We start from the raw sequence: 26,780 nt of genomic DNA, 5'->3' as shown, positions 1-26,780 counted from the left end.
TTCATCGATTGAGCCGCCGAACCTGGAGCCGCCAGCGCCACCAGTGATTCGCTGTCGGGTGTGTCGTTCAGCGACACGCGAAGGAAGCCCGCCGGTTCGATCTGCGGCGCCAGCCCAGAAGTCAGCCCGGGTCTATGCGCGCTGGGCAACGTGATTCGAACAAGATAAACGTTTCATGTGAGCCGGTTGTCAAATCGCGCTCGACAAACTAAAGTGTGCGTGGTATTCCTTAATCAAACATTAATTAACTCAAAGGAGTGAATCGGCCTGACTTTCGTTCCGTTCTTCAAGCAAGGATGGAACACGATGAACAGGAAGTATTCGCCGGAGATGCGTGAGCGGGCGTTGCGGATGCTCGCGGAGACGCGGCCGTCGCACCCGACGATGATGAGCGCGGTTAGGCATGTGGCTGGGCTGCTGGGGATGAGCCCGGAGACGTTGCGACTGTGGCAGCGCCGGGCCGAGGTCGACGCCGGTGTCAAGCCCGGGCTGACGACGGACGCGGCGGTGGAGATCAAGCGGCTGCAGAAGGAGAACGCCGAACTGCGCAAGGCCAACGAGATCCTCAAGGCTGCGAGCGTGTTTTTCGCGAAGGAGCTCGACCGCCCCTGACCGAGATGGTCCGGTTCATCGATGAACACAGGGATCGTTTCGGGGTCGAGCTCATCTGCCGGGTCCTCAAACCGGCAGTCCAGGGCTTCCTCACCGCGCGCGGCTACCGCGCCGCTGTCAGCCGTGCGGCGTCAGCGAGGCAGCTGCGCGACGACCTGCTGGTGCCGGAGGTCGCTCGCCTACATGCGGAGAACTACGGCGTCTACGGACGCCGGAAGATGCACGCACTCATGCGGCGGCAAGGGTGGGAGATCGGTCGCGATCAGACCGAACGGCTCATGCGGCTCGCCGGGGTGGAGGGCGTGAAGCGGTCCAAGCGGATGTTCACGACGAAGTCCGACCCGGCAGCGGAGAAGCCGAAGGATCTCGTGCAACGCCGGTTCACTGCCCCCGGCCCGCGCCGCCTCTGGGTCGCTGACGTGACATACGTCGCAACATGGTCCGGGTTCGCGTATGTCGCGTTCGTCACCGATGTCTATTCGCGTCGCATCGTGGGCTGGAACGTCGCAGCCACGCTCAAGTCCGACATCCTGCCACTACGGGCGCTCGATATGGCCGCCTGGGACGCCGGCGGACGCCTCGACGGCCTGGTTCATCACGCCGATCACGGATCGAACTACCTCGCCGTGGTCTACACCGATCGGATCGAGGAACTCGGCGCGAAACCCTCCACCGGGACCGTCGGCGACTCGTTCGACAACGCCCTCGCGGAGGCGGTCAACGGTCTCTACAAGACCGAGCTGATCCGTCAGCGCGGCCCCTGGCGAACCGTCGAGCAGGTCGAGCTAGCAACCCTTGAGTACGTGTGGTGGTGGAACAATCAGCGCCTCCACGGCGAGCTCGACATGCGCACCCCGATCGAGGTCGAAGACGCGTACTACGCTGACCTGGAATCAGCCAATCCGGCACCTGCTGGACAAGGCTCCCGATAGGAACGAAAGTCAGGCCGATTCAGGTGCCGGATACATTGTGTCGGGCACTTTCCTGGTCGCCGCGATCGCCGCGACGCAACCGAACTGGCTCGCAAGCGGAGTATGGACCATCGTCGGAATCGCCGCGGTCCCATCCTGTGCGATCTGGATGTCCCTCAGTACTCGAACCTCCAGACCTACCCTCATTACCGTGGCGTTGGTCATCCAAGCAGTTGGCATCGCGTTGCTCGCGTTCACCGACAATGTCGTCGCTGCCCTGATCTCTGCCGTGACGTTTGGGGGCACGTTCGTCGGGATCACCACCCTCGTGCTCGCAGCAGGGCGACATCTGGGCAGCCCTCGAGCCGTCGCAATACTCACCGCAATCTATGGGGTGGGTCAGATGCTCGGACCATTGATCGTTGCCCCTACGCTCGGGGACGGATACCAGACGGCACTTCTTGTCGGGGCCGGGCTGGTGATCGCCTCAGCCTTGTTCGCCGGATTGGTTCGGATCCGATACCCGCACGGGCGAGCAAACTCTAGTACCGCCATTCCTGAAATCAGCGAATAACTATGTACCTTGACGTTCACAACGCAAGCCTCTGGTTCGAAGACCACCTCGCTCGTGGAAAGCAGCGCGGTGCGCTCGTGTTCGTCCACGCAGCTACTGGCTCATCAGAAGGGTGGCGTGGCCAGCTGCCGTACTTCACCGAGGCCGGGTACCGTTGCGTGGTGTACGACCAGCGCGGTAGCCGCAACTCCCCCGCTGCATCCCACATCGTTGACGCAGCGGATCTGGTGTCGGACCTTGCTTCACTCACTCTCGAACTGGGGGTTGGGAAGCACATCATCGTTGCCGCCGCGATGGGGGGCTTCGTAGCGCTTGAACACGCCACGCGGAACCCGCAGGAGCTAGCCGGCCTCGTTGTCGCGAACAGCATGGGGGGGCTCGCCGACCCGAGGTATCAGGCGTTGCTGGGTACGACTTGGTCCCCGGAAATATTGGAACTGCCAGGGCATGTCCTTGAACTATCGGCTACCTACCGAGCGACAACACCTCTGGGGGTTCAAGATTGGTTGCAAGTCCACCTTGCAGCCCGCCAGACGCCGCCCAGCAGTTACACCTTCGAGCATCGGAACACGGCAGCAGGGCTCGCGCAGATCGGCATTCCGACTCTGTTCATCGCCGGAGACGAGGATCTACTGTCACCCCCGCAGATAATGGGTATTCTCGCAAGCCACGTGCCGGGATCCCAGCTCACCGTCATCCCGCAGACCGGACACTCCAGTTATTGGGAGAAGCCTGATGAGTTCAACAGATCTGTAGACGCGTTCGCACGATCCATCTTCGAGGTGCACTAGGCGCAAGCTGAGACTGGGACCGTATCCCCAGCTCTCGATCGGTCGTGCGGCGGCTTGGTGGCGTCCGGCAAGGTGGTGTACGGATCGGGTGACCGTGTCGCTGCGGACGTAGCGACGGTCACCGCGTGATCCTTCGAGAGAACTCTTCACATCCATCTCGAAAGGACCCCGACGATGACCGTCTCACCCCACGATATCGACCCTGCCCGCTTCCTCGAAGACCACCTCGCGCAGGCGTCTCCCGATCTGCTGCGGGAGATGCTCGGCACGTTCATCAACCAGCTGCTATCCGCGGACGCGGACCAGATCTGCGGCGCCGCTTACGGCACGATCAGCGACGACAGGGTGAACCGTCGCAACGGTTACCGCCACCGCGACTTCGACACCCGCGCCGGGACCATCGACGTGAAGATCCCCAAGCTCCGGCAGGGCACCTACTTCCCGGAGTGGCTGCTGGAACGCCGCCGCCGCGCGGAGGCCGCACTGACCACCGTGGTCGCGACCAGCTACCTCCTCGGCGTGTCCACCCGTCGGATGGATGACCTGGTGAAGACCCTCGGGATCACCGGGCTGTCGAAGTCGCAGGTGTCGGAGATGGCGCGCGACCTTGACGAGCAGGTGACCGCGTTCCGCACCCGGCCGTTGGACGCCGGCCCGTACTCGTTCGTCGCCGCCGACGCGCTCACCATGAAGGTCCGCGAGGGCGGCCGGGTCGTGAAGGTCGCGGTGCTGGTCGCGACCGGCGTGAACGCCGACGGCTACCGCGAGATCCTCGGTCTGCAAGTCAACTCGACCGAAGACGGCGCCGGCTGGCTGACGTTCTGGCGCGACCTCGTCGCGAGAGGCCTGACCGGCGTGAAGCTCGTCACGTCCGACGCACACGCAGGTCTGGTCGCAGCGATCGGCGCGACCGTCGGCGGGTCCTGGCAGAGGTGCAGAACCCACTACGCGGCGAACCTGATGAGCGTGACCCCAAAGTCCTCGTGGCCATGGGTGAAGACCCTGCTGGGCACGGTTTTCGACCAGCCCGACGCGGAGTCCGTGCACGCCCAGTTCGACCGCGTCCTGGACGCGCTCGAGCACAAGCTCCCCAGGTCGTTCGAGCACCTCGAGGCCGCACGTGAGGAGATCCTCGCGTTCACCGCGTTCCCGAAGAGCATCTGGCGGCAGATCTGGTCCAACAATCCGAACGAACGCCTCAACCGGGAGATCCGCCGCCGCACCGACGTCGTGGGCATCTTCCCGAACCGCGACGCGATCATCCGGCTCGTCGGCGCCGTCCTCGCCGAGCAACACGACGAGTGGGCCGAGCAACGCCGCTACCTCGGCCTCGACGCCCTCGCCGCCGCACGCCGCGTCGGCGAACCCACCACAGAGGAGGTGATCGAACCCGACCTTCGGGCCCTCACAGCCTGACCTCGACACGAGGGATCACACGATCACCGATACACCACGTCCCAGGACTTGACCGGCGGCTTTAGTTCGATCGTTAAAGCATCGAGCACCGCAACGCACAAGTAGAGATCCCGGGGCGCGCGCAAGAACTGTCGAAGAGCGTGACGACTTTTGCCACTTGATAGGGGCAGTCACGATGGACTCATCCGGCCAACGCAACACAGAGGGGAGTGGTGTGGGGTGCGTCGCTGCGCTCTCGCCCCCGGATCCTTGCGGCACCCGCCGACCGGATGATTCCACGCTCTGCATGCTCCGCGAAGCCACCCGATCCGCGGAGCACGCAGGCGACGTCTATATGGCTGGCTCTCCCTGACGCACGCGCTCCGCACGCCCGATGTAGTCGTCAGGGACCTCGATCGGAATCTGCAGGGCGACGGAGGAGAGCGATTTCCCTGACTCCTCGAAGGCGATCGTCCGGGACCGCCCCCCGCCGAGGACGTTGTGAAGGACGAAATTGATCGCGGCGATCCCGGGTACTTCGTAACGGTCGATCCCGCCGATGAGGATCTTCCCGAATCGCCTCGCGACGACGTCTGCGGTGATCTGGTCACGGATGAGCGCGTAGTCCTCGTCCCGGTAGGCAATCACCGAGAGTTGGACGTCGTCGCCCTTCTCGCCTGCACGAGATTGTGCGACTTCACGGAGTGTGACGGTCTTCATTATGGTCTCCTAGACGGTGATCGTGTGGAGGGTGGAGGGGACGAGGTCGCGGTCGATGTAAGCCGAGTGCAGTCCGACGACTGGGCGAACCCGGGTGCCCATGGGTCCCCATTTGCCGGTCGCCGCCGGGCCCGACGTCGCCATCGGGTCGACTTCGTAGCGAAGCTTGTCGACTTCGGATCGATCGGGCGAGCTGATCGCGATTCGAACGATGTACTCGTACAGGTCGGGCTGCACCTCGGGGGTCGCCTCGCGGTGGACTGAGTTGAGGCCAATGTAGTCGAAGCGCACCCGGGCCAGATCGACCCCTTCGCGGGCAAGCCGCGTACGCACGATGTCCTTGGCTAGTTCGGCGCGCTCATAGGCCCCCGGTCCCGCGAAGGACATCATCTCCTCTGCCATATAGCCCTCCTGCACTCCCACGAGCACCTTGAGCTGTTCGGGCTTGGCTCGCCCGGTCCCGCCCGCCACCTTGACCCTGTCGCGTCCCACCTGCTGGAACGTGAGCTGGCTGAGGTCACATGTCACATCGGGATTGAAGTAGTTCGAGGGGTCGTTGACCTCGTAAAGCAGCTGTTCGCGAGCCGTTCCCACGGAGACGAGACCTCCGGTCCCCTTGAGCTTGGTGATGATCGCCGAGTCCTCGTCGATCTCAGCGATGGGATACCCGAGATCGGCGAGGTCGGGGACCTCCTTGTATCCGGGATCGGCGTAGTAACCGCCGCACACCTGACCGCCGCACTCGATAAGGTGGCCGATGCCGATGCCCCATCCGAGATGCTCCCAATCGTCCTCCGCCCACCCGTACTCGTTGAGGAGCGGCCCGAGCACAAGGCTGGCGTCGGTGACGCGGGGCGTCAGCACCACGTGTGCGCCCTCCCGCAGCGCTTCGGCGATGAGCTGTGCGCCGAGGTAGGCCTCGGCGGAGACCACGCGGTCGGCGATCTCCGCGAACCGCTGACCGGTCTCGAAGGACGTCAGATCCGTCTCCGCCAAGCGTTCGCGAAGGTCACCGCCAGTGATGTAAGCGATCGTGAACCCGATGAGGCCCTGGCGCCGCGCTTCGGCGGCGAGCGCCTCGGCCGCACCCTCCGGATCGAGCCAGCCCGAGTTGGTGAGCAGACGTGTGCCTCGCTCGAGGCTCATCTTCAGAAGAGGGCCGAGCCGTGGGACGAGATACGGGTCGTACTCGGGGAGCGATGAGTCGGCCGCGCGTGCGACCTGAGCCGCACTCATGGTCAGCTCCGACATAGAGTCGAAAAAGAGATAATCGAGGTCTCCCTTGTCGAGCAGCTCGCGGCCCGGGTGGAATTGGTCACGGGACCAGCCCGTGGCGCAACCGATTCGAACAGTCATGATGTGCCTTTCTCCTTTTTTGATGCGAGGGTCTCAGCGGAAGGGGTGCAGGGGAAGGCCGGAGACGCCCCAGTGGCCGACGAGGATTCGCTGTCGGTCGGAGTCGGTCACCCACGTCCTGCCGGCTTGGTCGATCGCGAGGTTGGTGATGAAACGGGACGATGCGGGCAGCTCGGCCCTGGCGATCTGCGTTCCATCCGCGTTGAATACGATGACGGCGGACTCGACCTGACCGAGCCCGACGCAGCACACGTGCAGGTTGCCGTCGGTGTCGAAGGCGAATCCATCGGGGAGCGCGTCGCCCGTCATGGCCCAGGTGCGCTCGTCGCCGAGTCCGTGCTCGTCGAGGCGGAATGTGACGATGCGTCCGTGTCTGGTGTCCGCGAGCCAGAGCAGGTCGTCTCGATCCGAGAACCCGATGCCGTTCGGGTACCAGTCGACGGTGAGCAGTAGTTCGGCCTCACCGGAATCTGGTTGGATGCGCCAGATTCGCCCCTCGTCACGTTCGGGCTTGCGTGTGGGATCTGTGACGTACAGCAGTCCGTCCGGGCCGAACGCCAGATCGTTGGGCGAGGTGGGCTCGGTGCTCAGCCAATCGACGCTGCCATTCACGACCGTCTGCACACCCCCGGTCACGCCAGGCGTCGGGACGCCGGGATGCTGGCCGCCGTTCTGCGCGACGAACAGGCGACCGCTGCGATCGCGGGCGAGACCGTTGGGCCCGCCCGCAGGCACCGCGATGACCGTCGCGGTGCCATCACGCCACTCGAGGATCTCGCCGCGGTCGATTGCCACGGTCAACAGGCCGCCATCCTCCAGGAGCACTGGTCCCTCTGCGTATCCGGCGTCCGAACCGTGGTCATCCAATTTCCAGGTGTGCATATGACTTCCTTGTCTGCTATCAGCTAACACGAGCAATTATCAACATACATATGTTCGCGTTGTCAACCAGTCATTGACGGCGAGATAGTCGAAGGCCACCCCGTACTTCCGGGATACTTGAGGAACGATCACTGGAATCGTTGACACGAACGAGCACTCCATGCAGAATGGACGCGGATCGGGTTGTTAGCCAGTGGCAATCCAAGTTAGCGAAATTTCTAGCGAACAAAGGAGTTCTCATGGCCAGTAGTGACGGCCGTACGACGACGGTGGTTATCGGAGCCGGCAGCGCGGGAGGCGTGATCTCCTCCCGCTTGAGCGAAGACCCCGGTCAGCGCGTGATTCTCATCGAAGCGGGCCCGGACTATGTGTCGCCCGATGTGATGACACCTACGCTGCTGGATGCGTTTAACCCGAATCTCATCGATCACAACTGGGCAATCGATGCCTACTTCGTAGAGCCGACCGACCTGCGCCCGAAGACGTTCTATCCTCGCGGCAAGGTCGTCGGGGGTTCGTCGGCCACGAACGCCAGCGTCGGCGTCCGGGGGACGCCGGACGACTTCAATGAGTGGCTCGCGGCCGGGAACGAAGGCTGGGGGTGGGACGACATGCTCCCGGTGTTCGTCGCGATGGAGACCGACAAGGACTTCGGAAGCGATCCCTACCACGGCGATTCCGGACCGGTCGACATCTTCCGGCTGTCGCCCGAGGATTGGCCGGACGCTCTCCGCGCCCTGGCCTCAGGAATGGAGAGCCGCGGCATCCAAGCGTCGCCCGACATCAATGCGCCGGGGGCCGCAGGATGGGGATCAATTCCCCGCAACCAGACGGGAAGCCTCCGCGGAAGCACGCTCGTCCGCTATATCAACGCGGCACGCTCGCGCGAAAACCTTGAGATCCGATCGTCCACGACGGCACTCCGGATCGTGATCGAGAACGGGCGGGCGGTGGGTGTCGAGGTCGAAGGCCCCGACGGCCGCGAGATCGTGCGTGCCGACCGCGTGGTGCTCTCGGCTGGAGGCGTCAAATCGCCCCAGCTGCTCATGCTGTCAGGCATCGGTCCCGCTGAGCACCTCCGCTCGCACGGCATCGAACCCGTCGTCGATCTGCCCGGCGTCGGTCGCAATCTCCAGGACCACCCGTTCGTGGCACTGGTCGCCGCTGCGGCGGCGTCCGATCCCGCGCGGCACGGATTCCGCATGATGACGCGGTTCTCGTCATCGACTGGTAAGAACGATCTCACTTTCATCACGGGTCAGGTCGGCAGGGCGGCGCTGAACTTCACCATCGACTCCGACACTGTTGACGTGGTCATGCTGCAGGCGCTGCTGGGCAAGCCCGAATCGCGCGGATGGCTCGAGCTCACCTCCGCCGATCCGCACGCTGAGCCCGACATTCACGTGAACTTCCTCGGGGATCCACATGATGTCGCCCGTATCAAGGAGTCTTACCACGCGCTCGTGGATCTCGCGACCACAGGCGCGGCCGCCGAGCTCCTGAACGAGATCGTCTATCCTGCGCCCGCGATCACTGGCGGGGACCTGCTGGCGTGGCTCGAGACGCCGGAGTCGGATGTGTGGATAAAGGCCAACGTAGCCACCGGCTATCACGCCGCCGGCACCTGCCGGATGGGGCCGGAGTCCGATCCCCTGGCAGTTGTCGACGATCGACTGCGCCTCCGCGGAGTCGATGGGGTCTATGTAGCCGATGCATCGATCATGCCCACGATCACGAACGCTCTCACCAATCTGTCGTGCTACGCCATCGGCGAGCGGCTCGCGGCATGGCTACGGGCGGAGTAGGGGCGCGCCATGCACGCTCTGACTCAAGACCTCGCGGCGAGACTCGCCGCCGCCGCTGAATTGCACGCTCTCGAACTCGGCATCCCGGTTAGTATCGCGGTCGTCGATGCCAGTGGTGTGCTTGCAAGGTTCGTACGCGTACAGGGCTCGCCTCTCGTCAGCGTCGAGATCTCACAGAACAAGGCGTTCACCTCGGCAGCGATGCAGGTCGACACCGCAGGCATCGTCGAGGCCGTGCAGCCGGGTAACCCCCTCTACACCGCCCCGGTGAGCCACTCCCACGTGCTCACCGCCATTCCCGGCGGGCTCGTGCTCAAGAGCGGTGACACAGTCATCGGCGGCCTCGGAGTCTCGGGAGGGTCGGTCGACCAAGACGTCGCGATCGCCGCGGCCGCGCTTGCCTCCGTCAGTCTCTAGCTCCAGTTTCACCTCATCACAGCGCAGTGACCACCGAAAGGAAACAGTGTGAACAATTCATCAACCCAGAAGTGGCGGGGGTGGCGTGGAGCCATCGCCGCGACAGCCTCGATCGTCCTCGCAGCGTCGGCTCTCGCCGGCTGCTCCGCAGGGGACGGCGGAGACAGCAGCGGCGAGGCCGGTGACGGCCAGACGACCGGCCCGCTCACGCCTATCTTCGGCGAAGGCGGCCCAGATTCCGGGCAGGGCATCGAGTTCAATCTCGGCGTGAACGCAGCGGTGAGCGGAATCGGAGCCTCCATCGGGCAGGACATGCTCAGCGGTGCCGAACTCGCGTCCGAACTCATTCTTGCCTCTGGCGGCCCGAACCTCTCAGTCGGCGTGAGTGATCACGACAACGGATCAGTGCCGGCATCGATCAGCGGCGTGCGCAAGCTCATCTCTCAGGACAAGATCCAGGCCCTGATCACGTCCTACGGTGCGGCGACGACCGCGATCTTCCCGCTCGTCCAGCAGGATGAAGTGCTCACCTTCTGGAGCGGCGGCGCCGGAGCGCAGGGTGAGGGTCAGGACTTCATCTGGACATCGATGGCGCTGTTCGCCGTTGACGTCACCCCCGGTGCGCTCAACTACATCGTCGAGAACTACCCCGACACCTCACGTCTCGCGCTTGTTGGTCAGCAGGAGAACGGTCTCTCAGCTCTCACGGAGGTCGCCCCTGAGATCTGGCCCGAAGTCTCCGACGGCGGGACGATCACAGGCACGGATTTCGCTGACATCGGCACGACCGACTTCTCGTCGATCATCGCGCGACTCAAGTCGCAGAATGCGCAGGCCATCCTCACCACCCTTTACGGAGCCGACCTGGGCTACTTCGTGAAGCAGGTGCGTGACGCAGGCATCGATATCCCGATCATGTTGACCGACTTCGTGCAGCCCACAGTGCAGGAAATCGCCGGCGACGCGCTGAATGACGAGGTGTTCCTCGCTCTGGACGCCTACGTCCCCGCGGGCCCGAGCCCCCTCAACAAGATCTTCGTGGAGGCCTACCAGGAGAAGTACGGTAAGGAGCCCAACTTCTTCGCCGCGAACATGTTCGAGGCTACGCTCGTCGTCTGGCAACTCATCGTCAAGGCCGTCGCGGACGGCGAGGACCCGACAGGGGCGGTGTTGCAGGAACAGCTCAAGGCGCAGCCAAACTTCCCGAGCGTCTACGGCGGGTCCGCCGACACGAACGGTGAACTCATCTTCGACCCCGAGTCGCACCTCGTGTCGAAGCCCATGGGCATCTTCAAGGTCTCGATCGACGGAATCGGCGAGAAGCTGGCCACGTTGACTGCCGGCTCCACGGAGCTCGGCGCGCCTTAAGCGCCGCCCGCCCGCACCACCCCACTGGAAGGGACCCCTGTGACCGACAATGCTCCGGACTTCGCCGGCCTCGCGGCGCAACTGTTGACCACGGGGGTCCTGACCGGACTCCAGTACGCAGCTCTCGCAGTCAGCATCGGCATCATCTACTCCACCACGCGCACGTTCCACTTCGCGCACTCCGTGACCTACACCGTGGGCGCGTATTCGGCGCTGCTGATCGCGGCGGTCATTCCCGGCGCACCCGTCGTCGCCGCACTGGGCGCGATGCTCACGGCCGCGTTGTTCGGGATGGGCACCGAAGTCGCGCTATACCGCCCGCTGCGAAAGCGGGGCGTCGCCAGCCTGGGCATCTTCCTGGCGTCGCTCGGTCTCGCCACCATCGGACCGAATGCGATCCAGATCATCTTCGGCCCGCAACAGCAAAAGATCGCGGGACTGCCCGACTCGACGGTCACGATTGGTCCGGTGTCATTCACTACGGCCCAAGTGGCACTCGGCATCATCTGCCTCCTGATGGTGCTCGCCGTGGCAGCCCTGCTCAGATGGACGCGACTCGGTCAGGCGGTGCTCGCCACGAAGAGCGATCACGCGCTCGCCACGGCCGTCGGCGTGCCGGTCCGGCTCGTCCATCTAGTGGTGTTCGCTCTCGGCAGCGCCATTGTCGGCCTGATCGCCTACATGAACGCCGCGCAGTTCGCGGCGAATCCCGTGATGGGAATCCAGCCGCTACTCTTCGCTTTCATCGGAATGTTCCTCGGCGGGATCGAGCGGCTCGCGGGGTGGCTCACGGGTGGGTTCATCCTCGCGCTCGTCTCCGTCGGCGTCGGCTATTTCTTCACCCAGGCGATCGGGCAAATCGCGGTCTTCGCGATTCTCATCGTCGTTCTGATCTGGCGCCCCAGCGGGCTCGTGACCCCGAGAAAGGGCTGACATGGACCTCTCGTATCTCGCCGACCTCGGCATTCAGATGCTCTTCATCGTCGCCCTCACGGCGGCGCTCAATCTGCTCATGGGCACGGCGGGCCAGATGTCGATGGCGACGGCCGGCTTCTACGCATTCGGCGCCTACGCGTACTCGATGACAGCCGGTTCGGGTGAATCCCTCCTGGGTACGCCGATCGTCGGCCTCAGCTGGCCGCCCCTGGTCGCGGTGCTCATAGCCGGAGTCGTTACGGGACTCGCTGGCGCGCTCATCTCGCTGCCGGTGATCCGTCGTATTAAGGGCGACTACATCGTCCTGCTGACACTCGCCTTCTTCTACCTCGTGTTGAGCTCGATCGGTTCGTTCCCGGCCATCACGGGCGGAACTACCGGCACCGTGGTTCCCCCGATCGAGATCGGGGACTTAAACGGTTCGGATCCCGAAATCGCCTTCATCCCGGTCCTGGTCATAGTTGGCCTGGTCATCCTTCTGTGCTCGGTTCTGGCGCGGTCGCCGTTTGGCCGGGTGCTGCGAGGCATGCGCGACGACGACGGGGTACTCGAGAGCCTCGGCCGCTACACCGGTCGCAAAAAGATCGTCACGTTCGCGTTGACCTCCGCGATCATGGGCGTCGTCGGCGCGATCTCCGCCTCATACTTCCAGTTCGTCGCGCCGACTTCGTACACGTTCGACCTCTCGGTTCTCGTCGCCGCGGCGGTTGCCCTCGGAGGACCAGGCAACATCCTCGGCGGCACCGTCGCTGCCATCGCCATCTCGTCCATCACGCCGCTCCTGCAGAACGTCGCAGGCATGACCAGCGACGCGGCGGCGCCGTGGCGCGGTGTGATCTACGGGGCGCTCCTCATCGTGGGGATCCGATTCCGTCCCCGGGGGCTATTCCCAGAGCGGATGCCGCGGGTCCGCCCCGACGCGAGCGAACTAGACTCGAGGATCGACGACACCTTGAAACGCTCGCGAGATGGTTCAGCGCCGGATCCCATCCTCACCGTGCGAGGCCTGTCGAAGCGCTTCGCCGGGCTGAAGGCTGTGTCTGACGTCAGCTTCGATCTGCACGCGGGGCAGGTTGTCGCCCTGATCGGCCCCAACGGTGCCGGCAAGACGACCATCTTCAACATGCTGACAGGAGTGCTGAAGGCCGATGAAGGCGAGGTGACGCTGAGAGGTGCACCGATCACTGGACTGGCCCCGCAGCGAATCGTAGACCTGGGCGTCGGTCGGTATTTCCAATCTGTTCGACTCTTTCCGTCGCTCACGGCCTACGAGAATGTGGCCCTCGGCCTGCCGGTCTCCGTGGGGGAATCCGCAACGCAGGTCGTCCTGCGCCCGCTCCGCACCCGCAGGACCGAGAAGGCAAGACAGCGCCGTGCCCGGGAGCTGTTGCGCGACGTCGGTGTCGAGGAGCTTCTCAGCCAGCCGGTCACGTCGATGTCGTACGGGGATCAGAAGGTCGTCGCGCTGGCCAGGCTCCTCGCCACGGACTGCGAAGTGCTACTTCTGGACGAGCCCACCTCCGGGGTGGATCCAAAATCCACGGAACGATTGATCAAACTCGTCCGCAACGTCGCCAACGCAGGAAAGGCCATCTGTCTTGTCGAGCACAGCGCGCACGTGGTCTCGAGCCTGTCAGATCAGGTCGTCTTCCTCGAGCAGGGGTCGGTGATAGCCACGGGCACGATCGACGAGTTGATGGCTCAAGCCGATCTCGTGGAAAGGTATTTCGGATCATGATCGAATCCAGCGTCGTGCAGACGCCGCTCCTCTCCGTGCGCGACATCAGTGTGCGGTACGCGAAGCGCGAAGTTCTTCACGGAGTGACCCTGGACGTGAGGCCCGGAGAGATCGTGGCGGTCCTTGGGCACAACGGCGCCGGCAAGACGACCCTCTTGAACACCGTGCTTGGCATCAACAAGCCAACGTCCGGGAGTATCGAGTTCGACGGTGCACCCGTCACTTCCAGGAGCGTGCGTGCGAATGTGCTCACAGGTATGTCGCTCACCGCTGCTGAGCGGCCCGTCTTCCGGGAGCTCACCGTCGTCAGCAACCTCCGTCTCGGGGCCTACGGCGCGAAAGGCCTCTCTAAGGCGGATCTCGAGGACAGGGTGGAGGACGTGTTTTCGACGTTCCCCCGGCTGAGGGAACGCTCTGGGCAGCTCGCCGGATCCTTGAGCGGCGGCGAACAGCGTATGCTCGCCCTCGGCATCGCCCTCGTGTCTCGCCCCAAGCTGATGCTCCTCGACGAGCCGTCCGTGGGGCTCGCGCCCGCTGTGGTCCAGGACATCCTGTCCACGCTCGCGGAGCGATGCGAGACGCTGGGGATGTCGATTCTCGTCGTCGAGCAGAACGTGCGTTCCGCGCTGAGGGTCGCTCACCGCGTGTACTACCTGCGGATGGGCGCAGTCGTGCACGACGAGATCAGTGCGGTCGCCGCAGAGCGGGAATCGTTCTGGGAGTTTTTCTAAGATGAGAGGTCGAGTGTGGATAGAGTGCAAGGATCATCCGGAGACCGCAGTGGTCATCCCGCCGAAGCAGGGGAAATGGTCACCGAGAAGCCAGAGCGCATCGTTCGATCGGTTGCGAACGCGTGCGACATCCTGGAGTTGCTCGCACGATCAAACACTTCCCGTGTGACGGATCTGGCCGCGGACGTGGGTTTGACCAAGGCCTCCGTGTACAACCTCCTCACGACCCTGCGCGAGTACGGCCTCGTCACCCGTGACGACGACAAGAAGTATCGGCTTGGTCCGCGGCTCGCCTATCTCGCCTCCGCCGTCAATGCGACGGAGACGCTCTCCGAGGTTGCGGGACTGTATTTGCGGACCCTCGCCGAAGAAACCGGCGAGCAGGCGCTCGTTGGGGTGCTCGACGGCGACAGGGTTCTCTTTGCCGCGCGGGCGGAGTCTCAGCGGGCGGTGCAGCTCATGGTCCGCACGGGACAGACGGAACCGCTGCACGCGACGGCCACGGGCAAGGTGCTCGCGGCGTGGCGGAGTGAGGCGTTTCAGCGGTCCTTGGCGGCCCACCCCCTCGACGCCTACACGCCGAGGACGATCACCGACGGTCACATCCTGCTGCAAGAGCTCGAGTCGGTGCGCCGCGACGGTTATGCCACCTGCCGTCAGGAGCACCAAGAGGGCGTGAGCGGTCTCGCAGTCCCGATCCGCACGCGAACCGGCGACGTAGTCGCCGCCCTCGCTCTCGCCGCTCCAGTGGAGCGTCTGCCTGAGCACAAGGTCGCGAGCGTGTTGGCGAGCATGCGTCCGGTCGCCGACAGGATCGGACACGGCCTGTAGTTTTCCGCCGGTCGCTCCGGCGGCGGCGCACGCTGCTCGCTAATCGCGCCAAGCGAACCGCAAGATATTAAGGGGCGCTCCCCTGGGAATATCACCCGCGCCCCTGGGCAGGCGTCTCTCAATGGTTTGAAGAGGGCGCTTCATGCCGAGGATAATGACTGGTCGTGCGCCGGAACTGATCGGCGAGATGCACGCCCTATGGTCGCGCGATGCCGAAGGCGGTGGCACGAGGCTTGAGCTGAACGGGAAGTTCACGCCGTGGGTAACCTGCAGGGCAGGACGTGGTTGTTGCCCTTGGCAGACCATGAATTACGGCGCTGCAGTCACCGTCGAGTCTGACACGGAGCAGTCCAGACTCGTGTGTAGCGAGTCCATGAGCAATCGCGTCCCACGCACAGGGTCAACACATATGGTGAGAGCGTTCTCGAAGTCTGCGCGTTGGAGTGCGGACATCGAAACAGCGCGGATGGCTCCCTGGATCCGGACGACCTTCAAACTTGCCGCATTCAGGAGGCAGAACCACAGGACGAACTGTAGTGAGTCGTTTAGTTGGCATTCCGATCACACGGCCGTCTTCTCTAGTGCTGACTACCCACGTTTGAGTACGGCGATGCTGCCAATAGTCAGGGTCCGACGCTAATGACGGTCGGCGGGTCTTGGGCCGGTGTCGCCTCGAGGAAGGCCCCTACGCCGAGGCGGCGAGAACGACCCGAACCACGCGTCTATCCAGTGTTGTTTGATCGGTCGTGAGTAGGTGCAGGTAGATGAAGCCGGCGAAAGTGGCAGGGTAAACCAGGATCACTGACAGTGCTCAGGAGTCCGTTGCAAGGAACGGAGCGCTCCCCGCACGCGACCGGAGCCCGTTCTGCCGGACAAGCACAATTGGCGTCAGGGATTGCATGTGGTGCTGCCGGGCCCCATCGCGGGAGTTCAAGCTCACCGCGTCGAAGCGTCGACATCCTCGGAGGGCAGTGGCTCCTGGGCATGGCCCTGCAGAATGCGGGCGGTGCCGAGGAGCATCCGCCAGTCTTTGTCGGAGAGGTCTACGAATCGAGGTTCCAGTACCTCACGGAATCCTCGTTGCCATTCCTGGAGTGCGGCGCTCCCCGTAGGGGTGATCGTGACCACGGTGACACGAGAGTCCAGCGGATCTCTGGTGCGCGTGACCAGCCCCGCGCGATCCATCTCGCCGACCAGTCGCGTCATCCAGGGCTGCGTGGTGCGCGAAATGGTCGAGAGCTCGCCAATCCGTCTTGCACCGTCTCGTTCGAGAATGCCAAGGGCCCGCCATTGCGCGACAGGAGTATCATTCCGTGCCTCCTGAGCGACGATCCGTGCCAGGGCTTGCGCAGAGAGCACAATCGTGGAGATGATCTCGCCGCGGTCCATGTCTTTCAGCATATCTTTGTCGATTCCTTCGTCTTCGCGCATCGGCTCTCGATCATTTCCGTTCCGGCGTCAATCATTGGCGGTCTCACCGGTCGTGCCTCAGTCCTTGACCGCCCCCGCGGTGATTCCTCGTACGAAGTATCGCTGCAACGCGAAGAAGATCACCAGCGGGAGGATGATCGATACGGTCGTGGCCGCGGCGACGAGGTTCTCACCCTGTCCGTTGGATTGCACGAGGCCCGCGATGTTCACCGTGATCGGGGCCCCGTCGTTCTGCGGACCAAGAAACACCAGTGGGAACAGCAGATCGTTCCAAGACCAGAGAAACTGGAACACCGCCAGCGCGATCAGTGAGGGGAGCGAGAGGGGGAGGATGATGCGCAGGAACGTGGTCAATCGGGAAGCGCCGTCTACGGCAGCGGCATCCATCAGAGACATAGGAATCCCGGAGAATCCTGCGCGCAGGAGCAGGACACCGAACGGCAGTCCGAATCCTGCCTCGATGAGCCAGAGCGGCGCGACCTCGCCGCCCAGCCCTAGCGCATTGAGGACCTGGAGCAGAGGGACAAGCATGACCTGTGGGGGGACGGCCACCAGCGCAATCACCAGTACGAAAAGCGTATCCCGGCCGCGGAACTCCACAAAAGTGAACACATAGGCTGTTGTCGCCGCGACAACAACGGTGATGATCGCCACAGGAAGGGCGATGAGGACGCTGTTGGCGAGGCTCGGTGCGAGATCGAACACCTCAAACGCGCCGACGTAATTCATGCGCGTGAACGAGGGGTTGGTGAACATCGTCCACCAACCCGAGGACTTCACATCGGCATCGGTGCGGAACGAACTCACGATCATGCTGATCGTCGGTACGAGCCAAGCCACGCAGACGATGAGGAGGGTGACGTGCAATGCGGTGCGGCTGACGACGCGGCGGGTTCCTACAGCTAAGGAGCTCATACGGTCTTCTCCTTTCGGGTACGGATCACGTTCATACCCATGATGGGAACGGCGATCAGGAAGAGCACCACGGCGATTGCTGCGGCGCGGCCCGAGTTGCCCGACATGAAGAGCTCCTCGTACATGGCCGTCGCGTAGACGTCTGTCCCGTAGTTGCCTCCAGTCATCGCGTAAACGATGTCGAAGGCCTTGAGTGAGCCGACCATGAACATCGACGCCAGTAGCACGATGGTCATCGTGATCTGCGGGATGATGATGCTGAACAGGATGCGGAGCTCGCCCGCTCCGTCGAGTCGGGCTGCCTCGAGTAGATCGACCGGCACGTACTTGATCGCATTCGAGAGCAACACCACCGCATACCCAAGGTGCAGCCAGAAGGAGACGACGATCAGGGCGAAGGTGGCTGTGCCTGGGTTGGTCAGCCATGCTACCGGGTCTGCGCCGAACAGCGTCCAGATGCCGTTCACCGTTCCGCGCTGCGGGGTTCCTGCGGGCGAATAGGTGTACATATAACGCCAAATGGAGGCCGCTGCAACGAAGGATACGGCGACCGGGATGAGCACGATGATCTTGACGACGCGCTCATAGGAGGTGCGGTCGGCGAGCACCGCGACGATGAGCCCGACGATGATCGTCACCGGGGGCAGCAGGAAGATCCAGATGAGGTTGTTACGCAGCGTTCCCAGCATCTCCGGGCTGAAGACCCAGGCATAGTTTGCCCAGATGTTCTCGTCCCCGCCGCGTTCCGTGAAGCTCGTCACGATCGACGTCAGGATCGGATAGATAAGGGCGATGAAAAGCAGGATCAATCCAGGAACGAGCCACACCCAGCCCGTGGCTCGTTCCCGAGTGCGGGGAGAGCGGATTCGAGAACTCGCGGTATCCCAGAGGCGGAGCCCTGCCAGCACGACGCCGACCAGTGCGATGATGGTAACCACCGCGATGAGAATGTTTTGCGCCATTTTGTCTGTCCTCGAATCCGCTCAGCCGGCTACCGGCTTGCTTCGATCTCCGCGAGGATGTCATCCAGCGCGGCGGGGTTCTGCACGTACTTAACCGTCGCCGCCCGGAATGCGCTCAGCACGGGGGCGGGAAGCAGCATCTTGCCGCTGACGACGATCTCGTCCGCATCCTGAAGCCGAGCCGCCGCTTGCTGCAGGTTGGGGTCGCTGTACATGTCGTGAGGAACGCTCAGGTTCCCGACGACCCACCGGTTCTTGGAGGCGATCACCGACTGCGCCTCCGCCGAAGACCAGTACTTCACGAATGCAAGTGCCTGCGGGTTATCGCTGAGGCTGTAAACCACATGGCCCTGCACCTGTTCGATGCCAGCGTTGGCCGGGTCGCTGGCAGGAACGGGGAAGAACTTGAGGTTCTCGCCGGCGACGGCCTCAGGGGTTCCAGCGACGGTGGCAGCTCCCATGAAGACGCCACCGAAGAGGAGCTCACAGCTGGCGGGATCGGCGAACATCGGCAGGCCGCTGTCGTACATGCTGGTGGCAACGACATTCTCTGGGCCCCCGTAAACCATCGCGGGATCGGCGTTGATCTTTCCCCAGGTCTCGAAGGCGGCCTTCACTCGCGGATCGGTGAAGGGAACGCTGCCGTCGACGAGGCCCTGGATGATCTCGTCGCCGTTCGCCCCGACCAGGAGCGATTCGATGAAGGAAGAGCCGGGCGAACCGCTGGCGGGGCCGAGTTCGAGACCGTTACACCAGGGCACGGTGCCGTCGTCGGCCTGCTCCTCGGACCACTTCTCCAGCGCCGCCCAGTCCGCAGGGGGTGTGTCTCCGGAGTAATTGTCGGCGTTATACCAGACCATGAAGTTGTCGACCTCGCTCCAGACGGCGTAGAGCTTGCCGTCCTTGGAGACCGAGTCCGTGAGGCCTGTGCCGTATTCGGCGGCGTCGTCTTCGGAGATTAGGTCGTTCAGTGGCTGGACGATGCCCATGTCGATGTAACGCTGCAGGGTGGACACGCTCACCCCGTCCACGATGTCCGGCGGGTTACCGGCCTGAATGGCGGTCTCGGTGAGCGAGGGGGCATCGAACGATCCTTCGTAGTCCACCTCGATACCGGTGGCCTGCTCGAATGGCTTGATTGCCGCCTCGAGCGCTTCCTCTTCGCCACCGGTGAGCACGCCTACCATCCGGATACTCCCGCCACTGTCGGCGCCAGCCGCCTCCATAGCGGCGGTGGCAGCCTCTTTGGCAGCATCGATGAGTCCGGTGTTGTGTGGTTCGGAGCTCGGTTGTGCGCCGGGTGCAGTGTCGGCGCATGCGGTCAGTCCTCCGAGGAGGAGAGCGGCACTCGCGACGAGCGCGAGCCGTGTGCCGAGTTTCTTCATTGATTTCCTCGATTGTTCAGAGCGACGATCATCGCTGAGCGTGGTCCTCTCCCACCCTTGGTTGGATGGGGTTCATGACTCACCATATATTCCTGAAATATATTCCTGAGCTATGAACTTTGGCGATGTTATGGCATATTTGGAGCACAAGTCAATATGACTTTTGTCCCTCGATCTCACGGAGACACAGTGAAGTACTTGCTCGATGGCGATCCCGGCCACGACGACATGCTGGCGATTCTGCTTGCGGTCCGACACCTTGAAGTTGTCGGCGTGACAACGACGCACGGGAACACCTCCGTGGACAACGCCACAAGAAACGCCCTGCAATGGGTGGACTTCCTGGGCAGGCCGGACATTCGCGTCGCGCGCGGACGCGCGCACCCGCTGCTGAACTCTCCCGTGGATTCGTCCGTGGGCAACGGTTCCTCCGGAGCGGCGGGAGCCGTCCTCCCTGAGGCCACCACCGAGACTTACATGTCGGACGCCATCGCCTTCCTGTTGGGAGCGAGCCACCGCTATCATTCGGATCTCGCCATTATCGCTACAGGCCCGCTGACCAACATCGCCAGCGCTCTGCTCGCTGATCCGTCGCTCGGTGAACGGATCCAGGAGATCTCGCTTATGGGCGGTTCTCTCGCCGGTGGGAACTCGACAGCGGCGGCCGAATTCAATATCTGGGCCGATCCCGAAGCTGCCGCCGTCGTCTTCGCCAGCGGCATTCCGTTGCGTATGTTCGGGCTCAACGTCACCGAACGGGCCGGTGTCACGTCATCCCATATCCAACGGATTCGAGAGATTGGCTCCGACCTCGCCATCGTCGTCGCCGATATTCTGCAGCACGTTCGTATCGCGCGACGTCAGGTCTTCGCGGTCGACGACGCTCCGCTGCACGATCCCCTGGCAGTGGCGACTTTCATCGATCCCGGCATCTTCACACTTCGGGATATGCGGGTGGACATCGAACTGCACGGTAATCACACCCGGGGGATGACCGTCGTGGACGCGCGTTCACTTACGGGTTCCACAGATTCTCCATCGCTAAATCGCGCTGTGGCGCCTATGCGCGCGGCCAACTGCCAGGTCGCCGTCGATGTGGACGTGGATGCCTTCTTTGACCTCCTCATCGACTCGATTCGAACCTATGACGTGCACGCGATCCGCGCCGCTGCCGGCGCCGGTGAGGATCACGATTCATGACCGTTATCGTGCTCGGAAGCGCAAACGCTGACCTAACCGTCGATGTCCCCTATCGTCCTCGCGGAGGGGAAACGCTGTTGGGGAGTGACCTTTCCGTGAGCCCAGGCGGCAAGGGAGCTAATCAGGCGGCTGCAGCAAGCTGTGCTGGTGCAACCACTCGTTTCCTGGGATGTGTGGGTGACGACGGGCATGGAGTGTTTCTTCGGGAGCAGCTCGCTGCCACTGGCGTAGAGACCACGGCGTTGCGGATCTCGTCGGATCGCGCGACGGGAACGGCGATGATACTCCTCACTCCGGACGGGGAGAACTCAATCGTCGTTTCGCCGGGTGCCAATCACCAGATCGTTCCGGCAATGGTCGAAGGGTGGGCGGACATTCTGGAACCTGCCGGCGTGCTCGTGCTCAGCCTGGAAATACCCCTGGACTCGGTCACGGCTGCAATCGAGAAGGCATCGGGTGGGGCGCGTATCCTGCTCAACGCTGCGCCGGCACAGGAACTCGACCGGGTGATTCTCTCTCATTGCGATCCGCTTATCGTCAATGAACACGAGGCGCGCATGATCCTTGGCGCGGACGACAACGAGGGCTTCGAGAAATGTGCCCGGGCGTTACGCGAGGCCGGGGCACGATCCGTGGTCATCACACTGGGGGCGCAGGGTGCCGTCGTCTGTGATGAGGGAGGCACCGAGCACATTCCCGCCCATACCGTTCCTGTAGTCGATACCACCGGTGCCGGTGATGCATTCGTCGGAGCGTGCGCGGCCGAGCTCTCACGTGACGTTGCACTTCGCGACGCGGTGCGTTTCGCCACCGCGATGTCCGCGCTGTCTGTACAAAGCCGTGGCGCGCAGACTTCCTACCCCTGCAGGGCAGCGGTCGAAGAACTGCTCGCGAGGACGGCTGAGGAGCAGGCACAGTGAGATCGACACGGAATCAGTCGGTATCTGACCGAACAAGTTTTGTGGTGCTCGCTCTCGTGAGGAGCATGGTCGCATGACGGAGGCAACGCCACGAGACGACGCTCCGACGAAGCACCATACGGCGATCATGATCTGGCTGTGCGTCACGCCCACGCTAATCGTGATTAACCTGCTTTTCGCACCCGTACTAGAGCAGATCCCGATGGTTCTGCGCACCGTGCTCGTCGCGACGATCACCGTGGCGTTAGTTGTCTACCTTCTGATGCCGATCCTTCATCGGATCTACCGGAGAATCCGCAAGTAGCCATGCTCTGTGGTGGCTGCGTTCGGCCGCGCAACGAGCCCAACGCCATCGCTTGCGAGATCGCTCCGGATGCCGAACAAGGTTCGGCCCGTTTGGCGTAGCGAACGTCGACGCCGTGGCCGTGGTGGGATGCTGCGCGGCCGTGAAAGCCATAGTCTACGGCGTCTCGACGGCTGAGATGCTCGATGGGCGCATGTACGCGGGACTGTTCCCGGGATGAGGGCGTTAGACGAATTGAGCCGCTGACCGGCCCGCGAGGCGACTTAACCGCGCGGTTGAAATCCTCCATCAATCACGATCTTCTGACCTGTTATGAATCCCGCTCCTTGATAGCGACCGACTCGCCAAGCTCAACGTGTCTGGCGCGGTGCAACGTGCACGTGTGTGGTGTCAGCCATACGGACCTCCACGTCATTAAGGCGAAGTCGCCTTTCCCTGAAATAACGCGATGGGTCCTACGGAGTAGCAAGCTTTAGTCCTCTGAGTAGCCGAGCAATGAGCTGATACGCCCTGCGGTCCTGAGTACTTCCGTGAGCAGGTCGGTCGTCACCCACTCGATGGAGTGATCTGCCGCGGGGACCGCCACGTTGACCGCGGCGACGACGTCACCGGATGCGTCGCGGACGGGGGCCGCGACTGACCGGAGTCCGCGCGCAACCTCTTCGTTCTGTAGTGCCCATCCCCGCTCGCGAATTAGGTTCAGTTGCGGCATGAGCGCCGCGAGTCCTGTGACCGCGTTCGGTCCGTTCGTGGCGAACGAGTTCGCGTCGAGTAGTTCTTCTAGCTCCGGATCAGTGAGCTGAGCGAGGAGGAGCTTACCCATCGATGTCGAGGTCGCTGGCAGGGTCGAGCCGACGGTGATGTGGGCCGTGACGAGGTCGGTGTTGCGTACCCGAACGAGGTACAGCACTCGGTCCCTTTGCAAGACTCCAAGATTCGCCGTCTCGCCCGTACGCCGAGAGAGCTCGCTCACTGCGTCCCCAGCCACACCAACGAGTCCGGACGCGCGAAGACTCGCGAAACCGAGCTCGAGGTTGGAGAGTGCAGGACGGAACAGGCCGCTGTCCGTTCGTGTCAGATACCCCTCCAGCTCGAGAGTTGCGACAATCCGAAAAAGCGTCGCGGACGGGATATCGGTATCCGCCACGAGGTCTGCCATAGTGACCCCGCTTGGTGCCGCCGCGACACGACGAAGGACCTGAAGCCCCTTGCCCAGCGACGCGATTCTATATCGCTCCAAATCAGACCGTTCGACCATCACAACACCGTACATGCCTAGGAGGGGCGCAATCCGCACCTGATATCGACGGCCTTACCCAATCCGTGGACACGAGCCCAGATACGGTCTATGTTCGTATAGTGAATCAGAACATTACTAGATGAAAGTGGAAGAATGTTGAATCTTGACGATCGACGCGTTGTGGTGGTGGGCGCGGGCGGCCTCGGCGCCGCCTGCGTGCAGGGCTTCCTTCGAGCAGGTGCAACAGTTGTGGTTGCCGACGTCAGTTCGGAGGCCCTCGACGCACTGGCTACCGAGATGGGGGATTCTGACCGACTTCACACGGTCATCGTCGACCTCAGTCGAACCGGAGCGGGCGAGGAGTTGATCGCGAGCGCAGTCGACCTACTTGGCGGCATCGATGTGGCTGTGCACGCTATCGGGACAAATGACCGCCGACCAGTTCTCGAGTTCAGCGAGGCAGAATGGCGTCGCGTGCTCGATGTCAACCTCCAGACGGCGTTCTCGTTCGGGCAGGCCGCCGGGCGCTGGATGACGTCGCATGGCCAGGGCCGCATCGTGTTCTTTTCTTCGGTGTCGGGGCTTTTGGCCCATGCGAATCACGGGCCGTACGCAGCGTCGAAAGGCGCGATCAATCAGATGATGCGGGTAATGGCGAGAGAATGGGCATCGCAGGGCGTCACCGTCAACGCGATCGCACCCGGGTACATTGAAACTCCGCTCACGCGCCACCACCTCGAGCAGGGCAACGTCCGGGAATCGCTCTCATCACTGGTTCCGGCCGGACGGCTCGGCACACCTGAAGAGGTCGTGGGCCCCGTCCTCTTCCTCGCATCAGACCTCGCCGCCTTTGTGACGGGACACGTCCTGTACGTCGACGGCGGACGTACGTTGGTATAGCGGCGACCGGCTCAGGGGAGATCGAGTGACGAAGGTGGCTCGCATGGTGTCGGTGACGGTAGCGCAACTCAGCGTCACTCCGGGGAATCCTCAGAGGAACGTCGACCGGTTCGCGGTCTTCATATCGACGCTTCCAGGCGGAGTAGATCGCCTAATAGTTCTGCCCGAGTGCTACCTGACGGGGTATGTAACCGACAGCGAGGGGGCGACGCTGCAGCGTGCAATCTCCACAGACCATCCGAGTTTCGCGTGCATGAGGGAACTTGCCGCACGACACCGCGCACATATTGTGGTCGGGTATCTCGAGCGTGAAGGCGCGAAGGTATACAACAGCTCTGCACTCTTTTCTCCGGGGGGGCTCGTTGGGGTTTATCGCAAGCAGCATCTCCTCGTGCTGGGGGCCGATCGGTTTGTTGACGCAGGTGACGTGGCCGGTCCGGTCTTCGACACGAAGATCGGCCGCATCGGGATGATGGTCTGTTACGATCTCCGGTTCCCCGAGGCTGCCCGGTCCCTCGCGTTGCGCGGAGCCGACATCATCGCTATGCCGACGAACTGGCCGACGTACGCGGACCTTCTCGCCGAGCATGTTGTACGTGTACGCGCACTCGAGAACGGCGTCTTCGTAGCGGTCGCGAATAGGCCGGACCAGGAGGCGGGCTATGCATTCATCGGCCGTAGTCAAGTGGCCGGACCGCGCGGCGAGATACTCGCGGATGCCGGAACGGCCGAGGGCATCGTCACCGTCGACATTGACCTTGATACGGCGAGATCCAAGCGACGCGTCGTCCGACACGGCGAGTATGAACTCGACCTCTTCGCGGACAGGCATCCTGAACTGTACGGAGCGCTCGTGGAGCCGGTCACCCTAATAGAGCGCAATGAGGAAGGAACAGATAATGTGCGCACCTGAGTTTTACACTGAGCAGGCCCGCGAGCGGATTGCGAGTCTGACAGCCAAACCGCGCCGGGTGTCAAGGAGCCCTTTTGGCGACGACGATGAGATTGGGATGCTCAATCTGATTTCGAAGGAATCCGCTCGACGCGTGATGTCCCGCGCGGATGCCGGTAGGACGTTTGACCTCGCCGTGGATCTCTTCATGGGCATGCCGTCTTGGACCAAGGCGGGGGATCCCCCGTTCCAGCAGTGGATGACTCACTCCCCCAGTGGAACGGTCCGCGACGACGCGAGTGGCTTCGGCGAAGCACAAAACCGTCTCGTTGGGTATTCGGGTGATGCGGTGTCCATGTACACGCACACCGGGACGCATATCGACACCCTCAATCATTTCGGCTACGGCAATGAGATATGGAACGGCTTCACTGCCGACGCGCAGCTGAGCTCACGGCACTGGATGAAATGCGGAGCAGACAAGCTCCCGCCGATCATCGGTAGGGGAGTGCTCTTCGACGTCGCCGCGCTGCACGGCGTCGATGTTCTGCCGGACAACTACGGGATCGGGTCGGACGACTTGAGGGGGGCGCTCGAGCGTCAGAAGGTCGAGTTCCGGCCCGGAGACATCGCGCTCATCCGAACTGGGCGTATGCAGCACTGGCCTGATGTGAACGCATATATCGACGACTCACCCGGCCTCAATCTCGACGGAGCTCAATGGCTCGCCCGGGCGGGCGCCGCATTGATCGGTGGAGACAACTCCGCACTGGAGCAGATGCCGGCGGCGGATCCCGAGAACTGGCAGGTCGTCCACACGTATCTCCTGGCGGAGGCAGGGGTGCCGATAATGGAGATTGTCGACTGCGAAGCATTGTCGGAGGAGCACGTCTATGAGTTCGCCTTCGTGGCCGCATGCCTAAAGATCCGCGGCGCGACGGGAGCACCTATCCGGCCGCTCGCGATGCCGCTCTCGAGCTAGGCGACGCATGGGGACTCGATTTACCTCTCCGCTCCCGGATCAACTGGATCCGCAGCAGCGTGAATTGTACGAGGCGATCGCGGGCGGCCCGCGAGCCCAAGGCGCGCAGGCGTTTCCGCTGGCGGGAGGCGACGGCCGTCTAAACGGTCCGTTCGGGCTCATGCTGCTCAACCCGACGCTGGGAGCGCTGCTCCAACGACTCGGTTCAGGTCTCCGATTCGAAGGATCCCTGAGTCCGCGCGAGCGAGAGGTGGCGATCCTTACAGTTGGCGCGCAGACTCAGAGTCAGTTCGAGGTCTGGGCGCATCGTCGGGTGGCGGAAACCGTCGGGCTCTCATCAGACGAGATCGATGGACTTCTGATCGGCCGGTTCGTCACGCAGAACGCGAGAGAGCAGATCTGTCACGACTTCACGCGGCATGTCCTCGCGGGTGACCATGTGAGCGACTCCGAGTTCCAGACAGCGCACGCGTTACTTGGAGATGCCGGACTATTCGAGTTGACAACCGTCGCCGGGTACTACTTCACCCTCGCCGCGCTGCTGCGCGTTTTCGAAGTGGGTCGGCCGGCGATGCCGTGAGA

At 63.2% G+C, this 26,780-nt stretch carries 26 protein-coding genes; 18 read left to right on the top strand and 8 right to left on the bottom strand.

Annotation, left to right across the window (positions count from 1 at the left end; translation table 11 throughout):
- Window positions 1-306 precede the first annotated feature (306 nt).
- The 4 genes from CGU35_RS14990 to CGU35_RS14975 all read left to right on the top strand — a co-directional run bounded on the left by CGU35_RS14990 (window position 307) and on the right by CGU35_RS14975 (window position 4,304).
- A protein-coding gene (locus CGU35_RS14990) for an IS3 family transposase (RefSeq protein WP_100809984.1) occupies window positions 307-1,544 on the top strand; the annotation gives its coding sequence in 2 pieces (ribosomal slippage) (window positions 307-592 and window positions 592-1,544; 1,239 coding nt in all).
- Window positions 1,432-2,097 (top strand): YbfB/YjiJ family MFS transporter, encoded by a 666-nt coding sequence (locus CGU35_RS14985; protein ID WP_269800334.1) that lies wholly within the window; start codon window positions 1,432-1,434, stop codon window positions 2,095-2,097. Before CGU35_RS14990 ends, CGU35_RS14985 begins: the two co-directional genes overlap by 113 nt.
- 2 nt (window positions 2,098-2,099) lie before the next feature.
- Entirely contained in the window at window positions 2,100-2,888 is a 789-nt protein-coding gene (locus CGU35_RS14980; RefSeq protein WP_100812321.1) for an alpha/beta fold hydrolase, read from the top strand.
- A 174-nt stretch (window positions 2,889-3,062) separates the two neighbouring features.
- Window positions 3,063-4,304, top strand: a complete 1,242-nt coding sequence (locus tag CGU35_RS14975; protein WP_100809640.1) for an IS256 family transposase — start codon at window positions 3,063-3,065, stop codon at window positions 4,302-4,304.
- Between the two features lie 330 nt (window positions 4,305-4,634).
- Here the strand turns inward: CGU35_RS14975 and CGU35_RS14970 are convergent, their stop codons facing one another.
- The 3 genes from CGU35_RS14970 to CGU35_RS14960 are packed head-to-tail and all read right to left on the bottom strand — an operon-like array spanning window position 4,635 to window position 7,241.
- The gene (locus tag CGU35_RS14970; RefSeq protein WP_100812320.1) at window positions 4,635-5,003 is read right to left on the bottom strand and encodes an AtuA-related protein; all 369 of its coding nucleotides are present in this window, start codon (window positions 5,001-5,003) and stop codon (window positions 4,635-4,637) included.
- Window positions 5,004-5,012: 9 nt separating this feature from the next.
- Window positions 5,013-6,359, bottom strand: coding sequence for an acyclic terpene utilization AtuA family protein (locus CGU35_RS14965; protein WP_100812319.1), 1,347 nt, complete (start codon window positions 6,357-6,359; stop codon window positions 5,013-5,015).
- Between the two features lie 33 nt (window positions 6,360-6,392).
- Window positions 6,393-7,241 carry an SMP-30/gluconolactonase/LRE family protein gene (locus tag CGU35_RS14960; RefSeq protein ID WP_100812318.1) on the bottom strand — a complete coding sequence of 283 codons (849 nt, stop codon included), beginning with the start codon at window positions 7,239-7,241 and terminating at the stop codon, window positions 6,393-6,395.
- A 239-nt stretch (window positions 7,242-7,480) separates the two neighbouring features.
- Between CGU35_RS14960 and CGU35_RS14955 the strand changes: the two genes are divergently transcribed.
- The 7 genes from CGU35_RS14955 to CGU35_RS14925 all read left to right on the top strand — a co-directional run bounded on the left by CGU35_RS14955 (window position 7,481) and on the right by CGU35_RS14925 (window position 15,067).
- Window positions 7,481-9,046, top strand: coding sequence for a GMC family oxidoreductase (locus tag CGU35_RS14955; RefSeq protein WP_198519611.1), 1,566 nt, complete (start codon window positions 7,481-7,483; stop codon window positions 9,044-9,046).
- Between the two features lie 9 nt (window positions 9,047-9,055).
- Window positions 9,056-9,463, top strand: a complete 408-nt coding sequence (locus CGU35_RS14950) for a GlcG/HbpS family heme-binding protein (protein ID WP_100812316.1) — start codon at window positions 9,056-9,058, stop codon at window positions 9,461-9,463.
- A 48-nt stretch (window positions 9,464-9,511) separates the two neighbouring features.
- A complete protein-coding gene (locus tag CGU35_RS14945) occupies window positions 9,512-10,831 on the top strand; it encodes an ABC transporter substrate-binding protein (RefSeq protein ID WP_100812315.1) in 1,320 nt (439 codons plus the stop codon).
- A gap of 39 nt (window positions 10,832-10,870) precedes the next feature.
- Window positions 10,871-11,764, top strand: a complete 894-nt coding sequence (locus CGU35_RS14940; RefSeq protein ID WP_157814012.1) for a branched-chain amino acid ABC transporter permease — start codon at window positions 10,871-10,873, stop codon at window positions 11,762-11,764.
- Between the two features lies 1 nt (window position 11,765).
- On the top strand, window positions 11,766-13,505 hold the full coding sequence (locus CGU35_RS14935) for a branched-chain amino acid ABC transporter ATP-binding protein/permease (RefSeq protein WP_100812313.1): 1,740 nt from the start codon (window positions 11,766-11,768) through the stop codon (window positions 13,503-13,505).
- Window positions 13,506-13,519: 14 nt separating this feature from the next.
- On the top strand, window positions 13,520-14,236 hold the full coding sequence (locus CGU35_RS14930) for an ABC transporter ATP-binding protein (protein ID WP_157814011.1): 717 nt from the start codon (window positions 13,520-13,522) through the stop codon (window positions 14,234-14,236).
- A gap of 75 nt (window positions 14,237-14,311) precedes the next feature.
- Window positions 14,312-15,067 (top strand): IclR family transcriptional regulator, encoded by a 756-nt coding sequence (locus CGU35_RS14925; protein ID WP_100812311.1) that lies wholly within the window; start codon window positions 14,312-14,314, stop codon window positions 15,065-15,067.
- 936 nt (window positions 15,068-16,003) lie between these two features.
- Here the strand turns inward: CGU35_RS14925 and CGU35_RS14920 are convergent.
- The 4 genes from CGU35_RS14920 to CGU35_RS14905 all read right to left on the bottom strand — a co-directional run bounded on the left by CGU35_RS14920 (window position 16,004) and on the right by CGU35_RS14905 (window position 19,760).
- Entirely contained in the window at window positions 16,004-16,498 is a 495-nt protein-coding gene (locus CGU35_RS14920; protein ID WP_232711335.1) for a MarR family winged helix-turn-helix transcriptional regulator, read from the bottom strand.
- 57 nt (window positions 16,499-16,555) lie between these two features.
- A complete protein-coding gene (locus CGU35_RS14915; RefSeq protein WP_157814010.1) occupies window positions 16,556-17,305 on the bottom strand; it encodes a carbohydrate ABC transporter permease in 750 nt (249 codons plus the stop codon).
- A 104-nt stretch (window positions 17,306-17,409) separates the two neighbouring features.
- Entirely contained in the window at window positions 17,410-18,351 is a 942-nt protein-coding gene (locus CGU35_RS14910) for a carbohydrate ABC transporter permease (protein ID WP_157814009.1), read from the bottom strand.
- A gap of 53 nt (window positions 18,352-18,404) precedes the next feature.
- Window positions 18,405-19,760, bottom strand: coding sequence for an ABC transporter substrate-binding protein (locus CGU35_RS14905; RefSeq protein ID WP_100812308.1), 1,356 nt, complete (start codon window positions 19,758-19,760; stop codon window positions 18,405-18,407).
- 189 nt (window positions 19,761-19,949) lie between these two features.
- Between CGU35_RS14905 and CGU35_RS14900 the strand changes: the two genes are divergently transcribed.
- From CGU35_RS14900 to CGU35_RS14890, 3 genes are all read left to right on the top strand, one after another.
- Window positions 19,950-20,960 carry a nucleoside hydrolase gene (locus CGU35_RS14900; RefSeq protein ID WP_157814008.1) on the top strand — a complete coding sequence of 337 codons (1,011 nt, stop codon included), beginning with the start codon at window positions 19,950-19,952 and terminating at the stop codon, window positions 20,958-20,960.
- Window positions 20,957-21,880, top strand: coding sequence for a ribokinase (locus CGU35_RS14895; protein WP_100812306.1), 924 nt, complete (start codon window positions 20,957-20,959; stop codon window positions 21,878-21,880). The genes CGU35_RS14900 and CGU35_RS14895 overlap by 4 nt, the downstream gene beginning before the upstream one ends.
- Window positions 21,881-21,953: 73 nt before the next feature.
- On the top strand, window positions 21,954-22,184 hold the full coding sequence (locus CGU35_RS14890; protein WP_100812305.1) for a hypothetical protein: 231 nt from the start codon (window positions 21,954-21,956) through the stop codon (window positions 22,182-22,184).
- Window positions 22,185-22,656: 472 nt separating this feature from the next.
- Here CGU35_RS14890 and CGU35_RS14885 read toward each other — a convergent pair whose 3' ends face one another.
- Window positions 22,657-23,481 carry an IclR family transcriptional regulator gene (locus tag CGU35_RS14885; RefSeq protein ID WP_100812304.1) on the bottom strand — a complete coding sequence of 275 codons (825 nt, stop codon included), beginning with the start codon at window positions 23,479-23,481 and terminating at the stop codon, window positions 22,657-22,659.
- Window positions 23,482-23,577: 96 nt separating this feature from the next.
- On the opposite strand from CGU35_RS14885, the gene CGU35_RS14880 reads away from it, so the two are divergent.
- From CGU35_RS14880 to CGU35_RS18745, 4 genes are read left to right on the top strand one after another with little or no spacing between them, the layout of a single operon-like run.
- Window positions 23,578-24,324 carry an SDR family NAD(P)-dependent oxidoreductase gene (locus CGU35_RS14880; protein ID WP_100812303.1) on the top strand — a complete coding sequence of 249 codons (747 nt, stop codon included), beginning with the start codon at window positions 23,578-23,580 and terminating at the stop codon, window positions 24,322-24,324.
- 43 nt (window positions 24,325-24,367) lie between these two features.
- Window positions 24,368-25,237: a carbon-nitrogen hydrolase family protein gene (locus CGU35_RS14875; RefSeq protein WP_100812302.1), complete on the top strand. Its 870-nt coding sequence runs from the start codon at window positions 24,368-24,370 to the stop codon at window positions 25,235-25,237.
- The gene (locus tag CGU35_RS14870; RefSeq protein WP_232711334.1) at window positions 25,206-26,198 is read left to right on the top strand and encodes a cyclase family protein; all 993 of its coding nucleotides are present in this window, start codon (window positions 25,206-25,208) and stop codon (window positions 26,196-26,198) included. Before CGU35_RS14875 ends, CGU35_RS14870 begins: the two co-directional genes overlap by 32 nt.
- Window positions 26,199-26,205: 7 nt before the next feature.
- On the top strand, window positions 26,206-26,778 hold the full coding sequence (locus CGU35_RS18745; RefSeq protein ID WP_100812300.1) for a carboxymuconolactone decarboxylase family protein: 573 nt from the start codon (window positions 26,206-26,208) through the stop codon (window positions 26,776-26,778).
- Window positions 26,779-26,780: the final 2 nt, after the last annotated feature.

This window comes from Microbacterium sp. BR1, assembly GCF_002812725.1.
In the GTDB taxonomy this organism is placed as follows: Bacteria; Actinomycetota; Actinomycetes; order Actinomycetales; family Microbacteriaceae; genus Microbacterium.
Note: the sequence above shows the minus strand (reverse complement) of the source record. Positions and strands in the feature narration are given on the sequence as shown.

Bases quoted from the DNA above. Each gene is read 5' to 3' on its own strand.
- CGU35_RS14905 (WP_100812308.1), bottom strand. From the start codon at position 19,760: ATGAAGAAACTCGGCACACGGCTCGCGCTCGTCGCGAGTGCCGCTCTC.
- CGU35_RS14935 (WP_100812313.1), top strand. From the start codon at position 11,766: ATGGACCTCTCGTATCTCGCCGACCTCGGCATTCAGATGCTCTTCATC.
- CGU35_RS14960 (WP_100812318.1), bottom strand. From the start codon at position 7,241: ATGCACACCTGGAAATTGGATGACCACGGTTCGGACGCCGGATACGCA.
- CGU35_RS14955 (WP_198519611.1), top strand. From the start codon at position 7,481: ATGGCCAGTAGTGACGGCCGTACGACGACGGTGGTTATCGGAGCCGGC.
- CGU35_RS14965 (WP_100812319.1), bottom strand. From the start codon at position 6,359: ATGACTGTTCGAATCGGTTGCGCCACGGGCTGGTCCCGTGACCAATTC.
- CGU35_RS14870 (WP_232711334.1), top strand. From the start codon at position 25,206: ATGAGGAAGGAACAGATAATGTGCGCACCTGAGTTTTACACTGAGCAG.
- CGU35_RS14875 (WP_100812302.1), top strand. From the start codon at position 24,368: ATGGTGTCGGTGACGGTAGCGCAACTCAGCGTCACTCCGGGGAATCCT.
- CGU35_RS14920 (WP_232711335.1), bottom strand. From the start codon at position 16,498: ATGCGCGAAGACGAAGGAATCGACAAAGATATGCTGAAAGACATGGAC.
- CGU35_RS14970 (WP_100812320.1), bottom strand. From the start codon at position 5,003: ATGAAGACCGTCACACTCCGTGAAGTCGCACAATCTCGTGCAGGCGAG.
- CGU35_RS14925 (WP_100812311.1), top strand. From the start codon at position 14,312: ATGGTCACCGAGAAGCCAGAGCGCATCGTTCGATCGGTTGCGAACGCG.
- CGU35_RS14980 (WP_100812321.1), top strand. From the start codon at position 2,100: ATGTACCTTGACGTTCACAACGCAAGCCTCTGGTTCGAAGACCACCTC.
- CGU35_RS18745 (WP_100812300.1), top strand. From the start codon at position 26,206: ATGGGGACTCGATTTACCTCTCCGCTCCCGGATCAACTGGATCCGCAG.
- CGU35_RS14895 (WP_100812306.1), top strand. From the start codon at position 20,957: ATGACCGTTATCGTGCTCGGAAGCGCAAACGCTGACCTAACCGTCGAT.
- CGU35_RS14880 (WP_100812303.1), top strand. From the start codon at position 23,578: ATGTTGAATCTTGACGATCGACGCGTTGTGGTGGTGGGCGCGGGCGGC.
- CGU35_RS14950 (WP_100812316.1), top strand. From the start codon at position 9,056: ATGCACGCTCTGACTCAAGACCTCGCGGCGAGACTCGCCGCCGCCGCT.
- CGU35_RS14890 (WP_100812305.1), top strand. From the start codon at position 21,954: ATGACGGAGGCAACGCCACGAGACGACGCTCCGACGAAGCACCATACG.
- CGU35_RS14975 (WP_100809640.1), top strand. From the start codon at position 3,063: ATGACCGTCTCACCCCACGATATCGACCCTGCCCGCTTCCTCGAAGAC.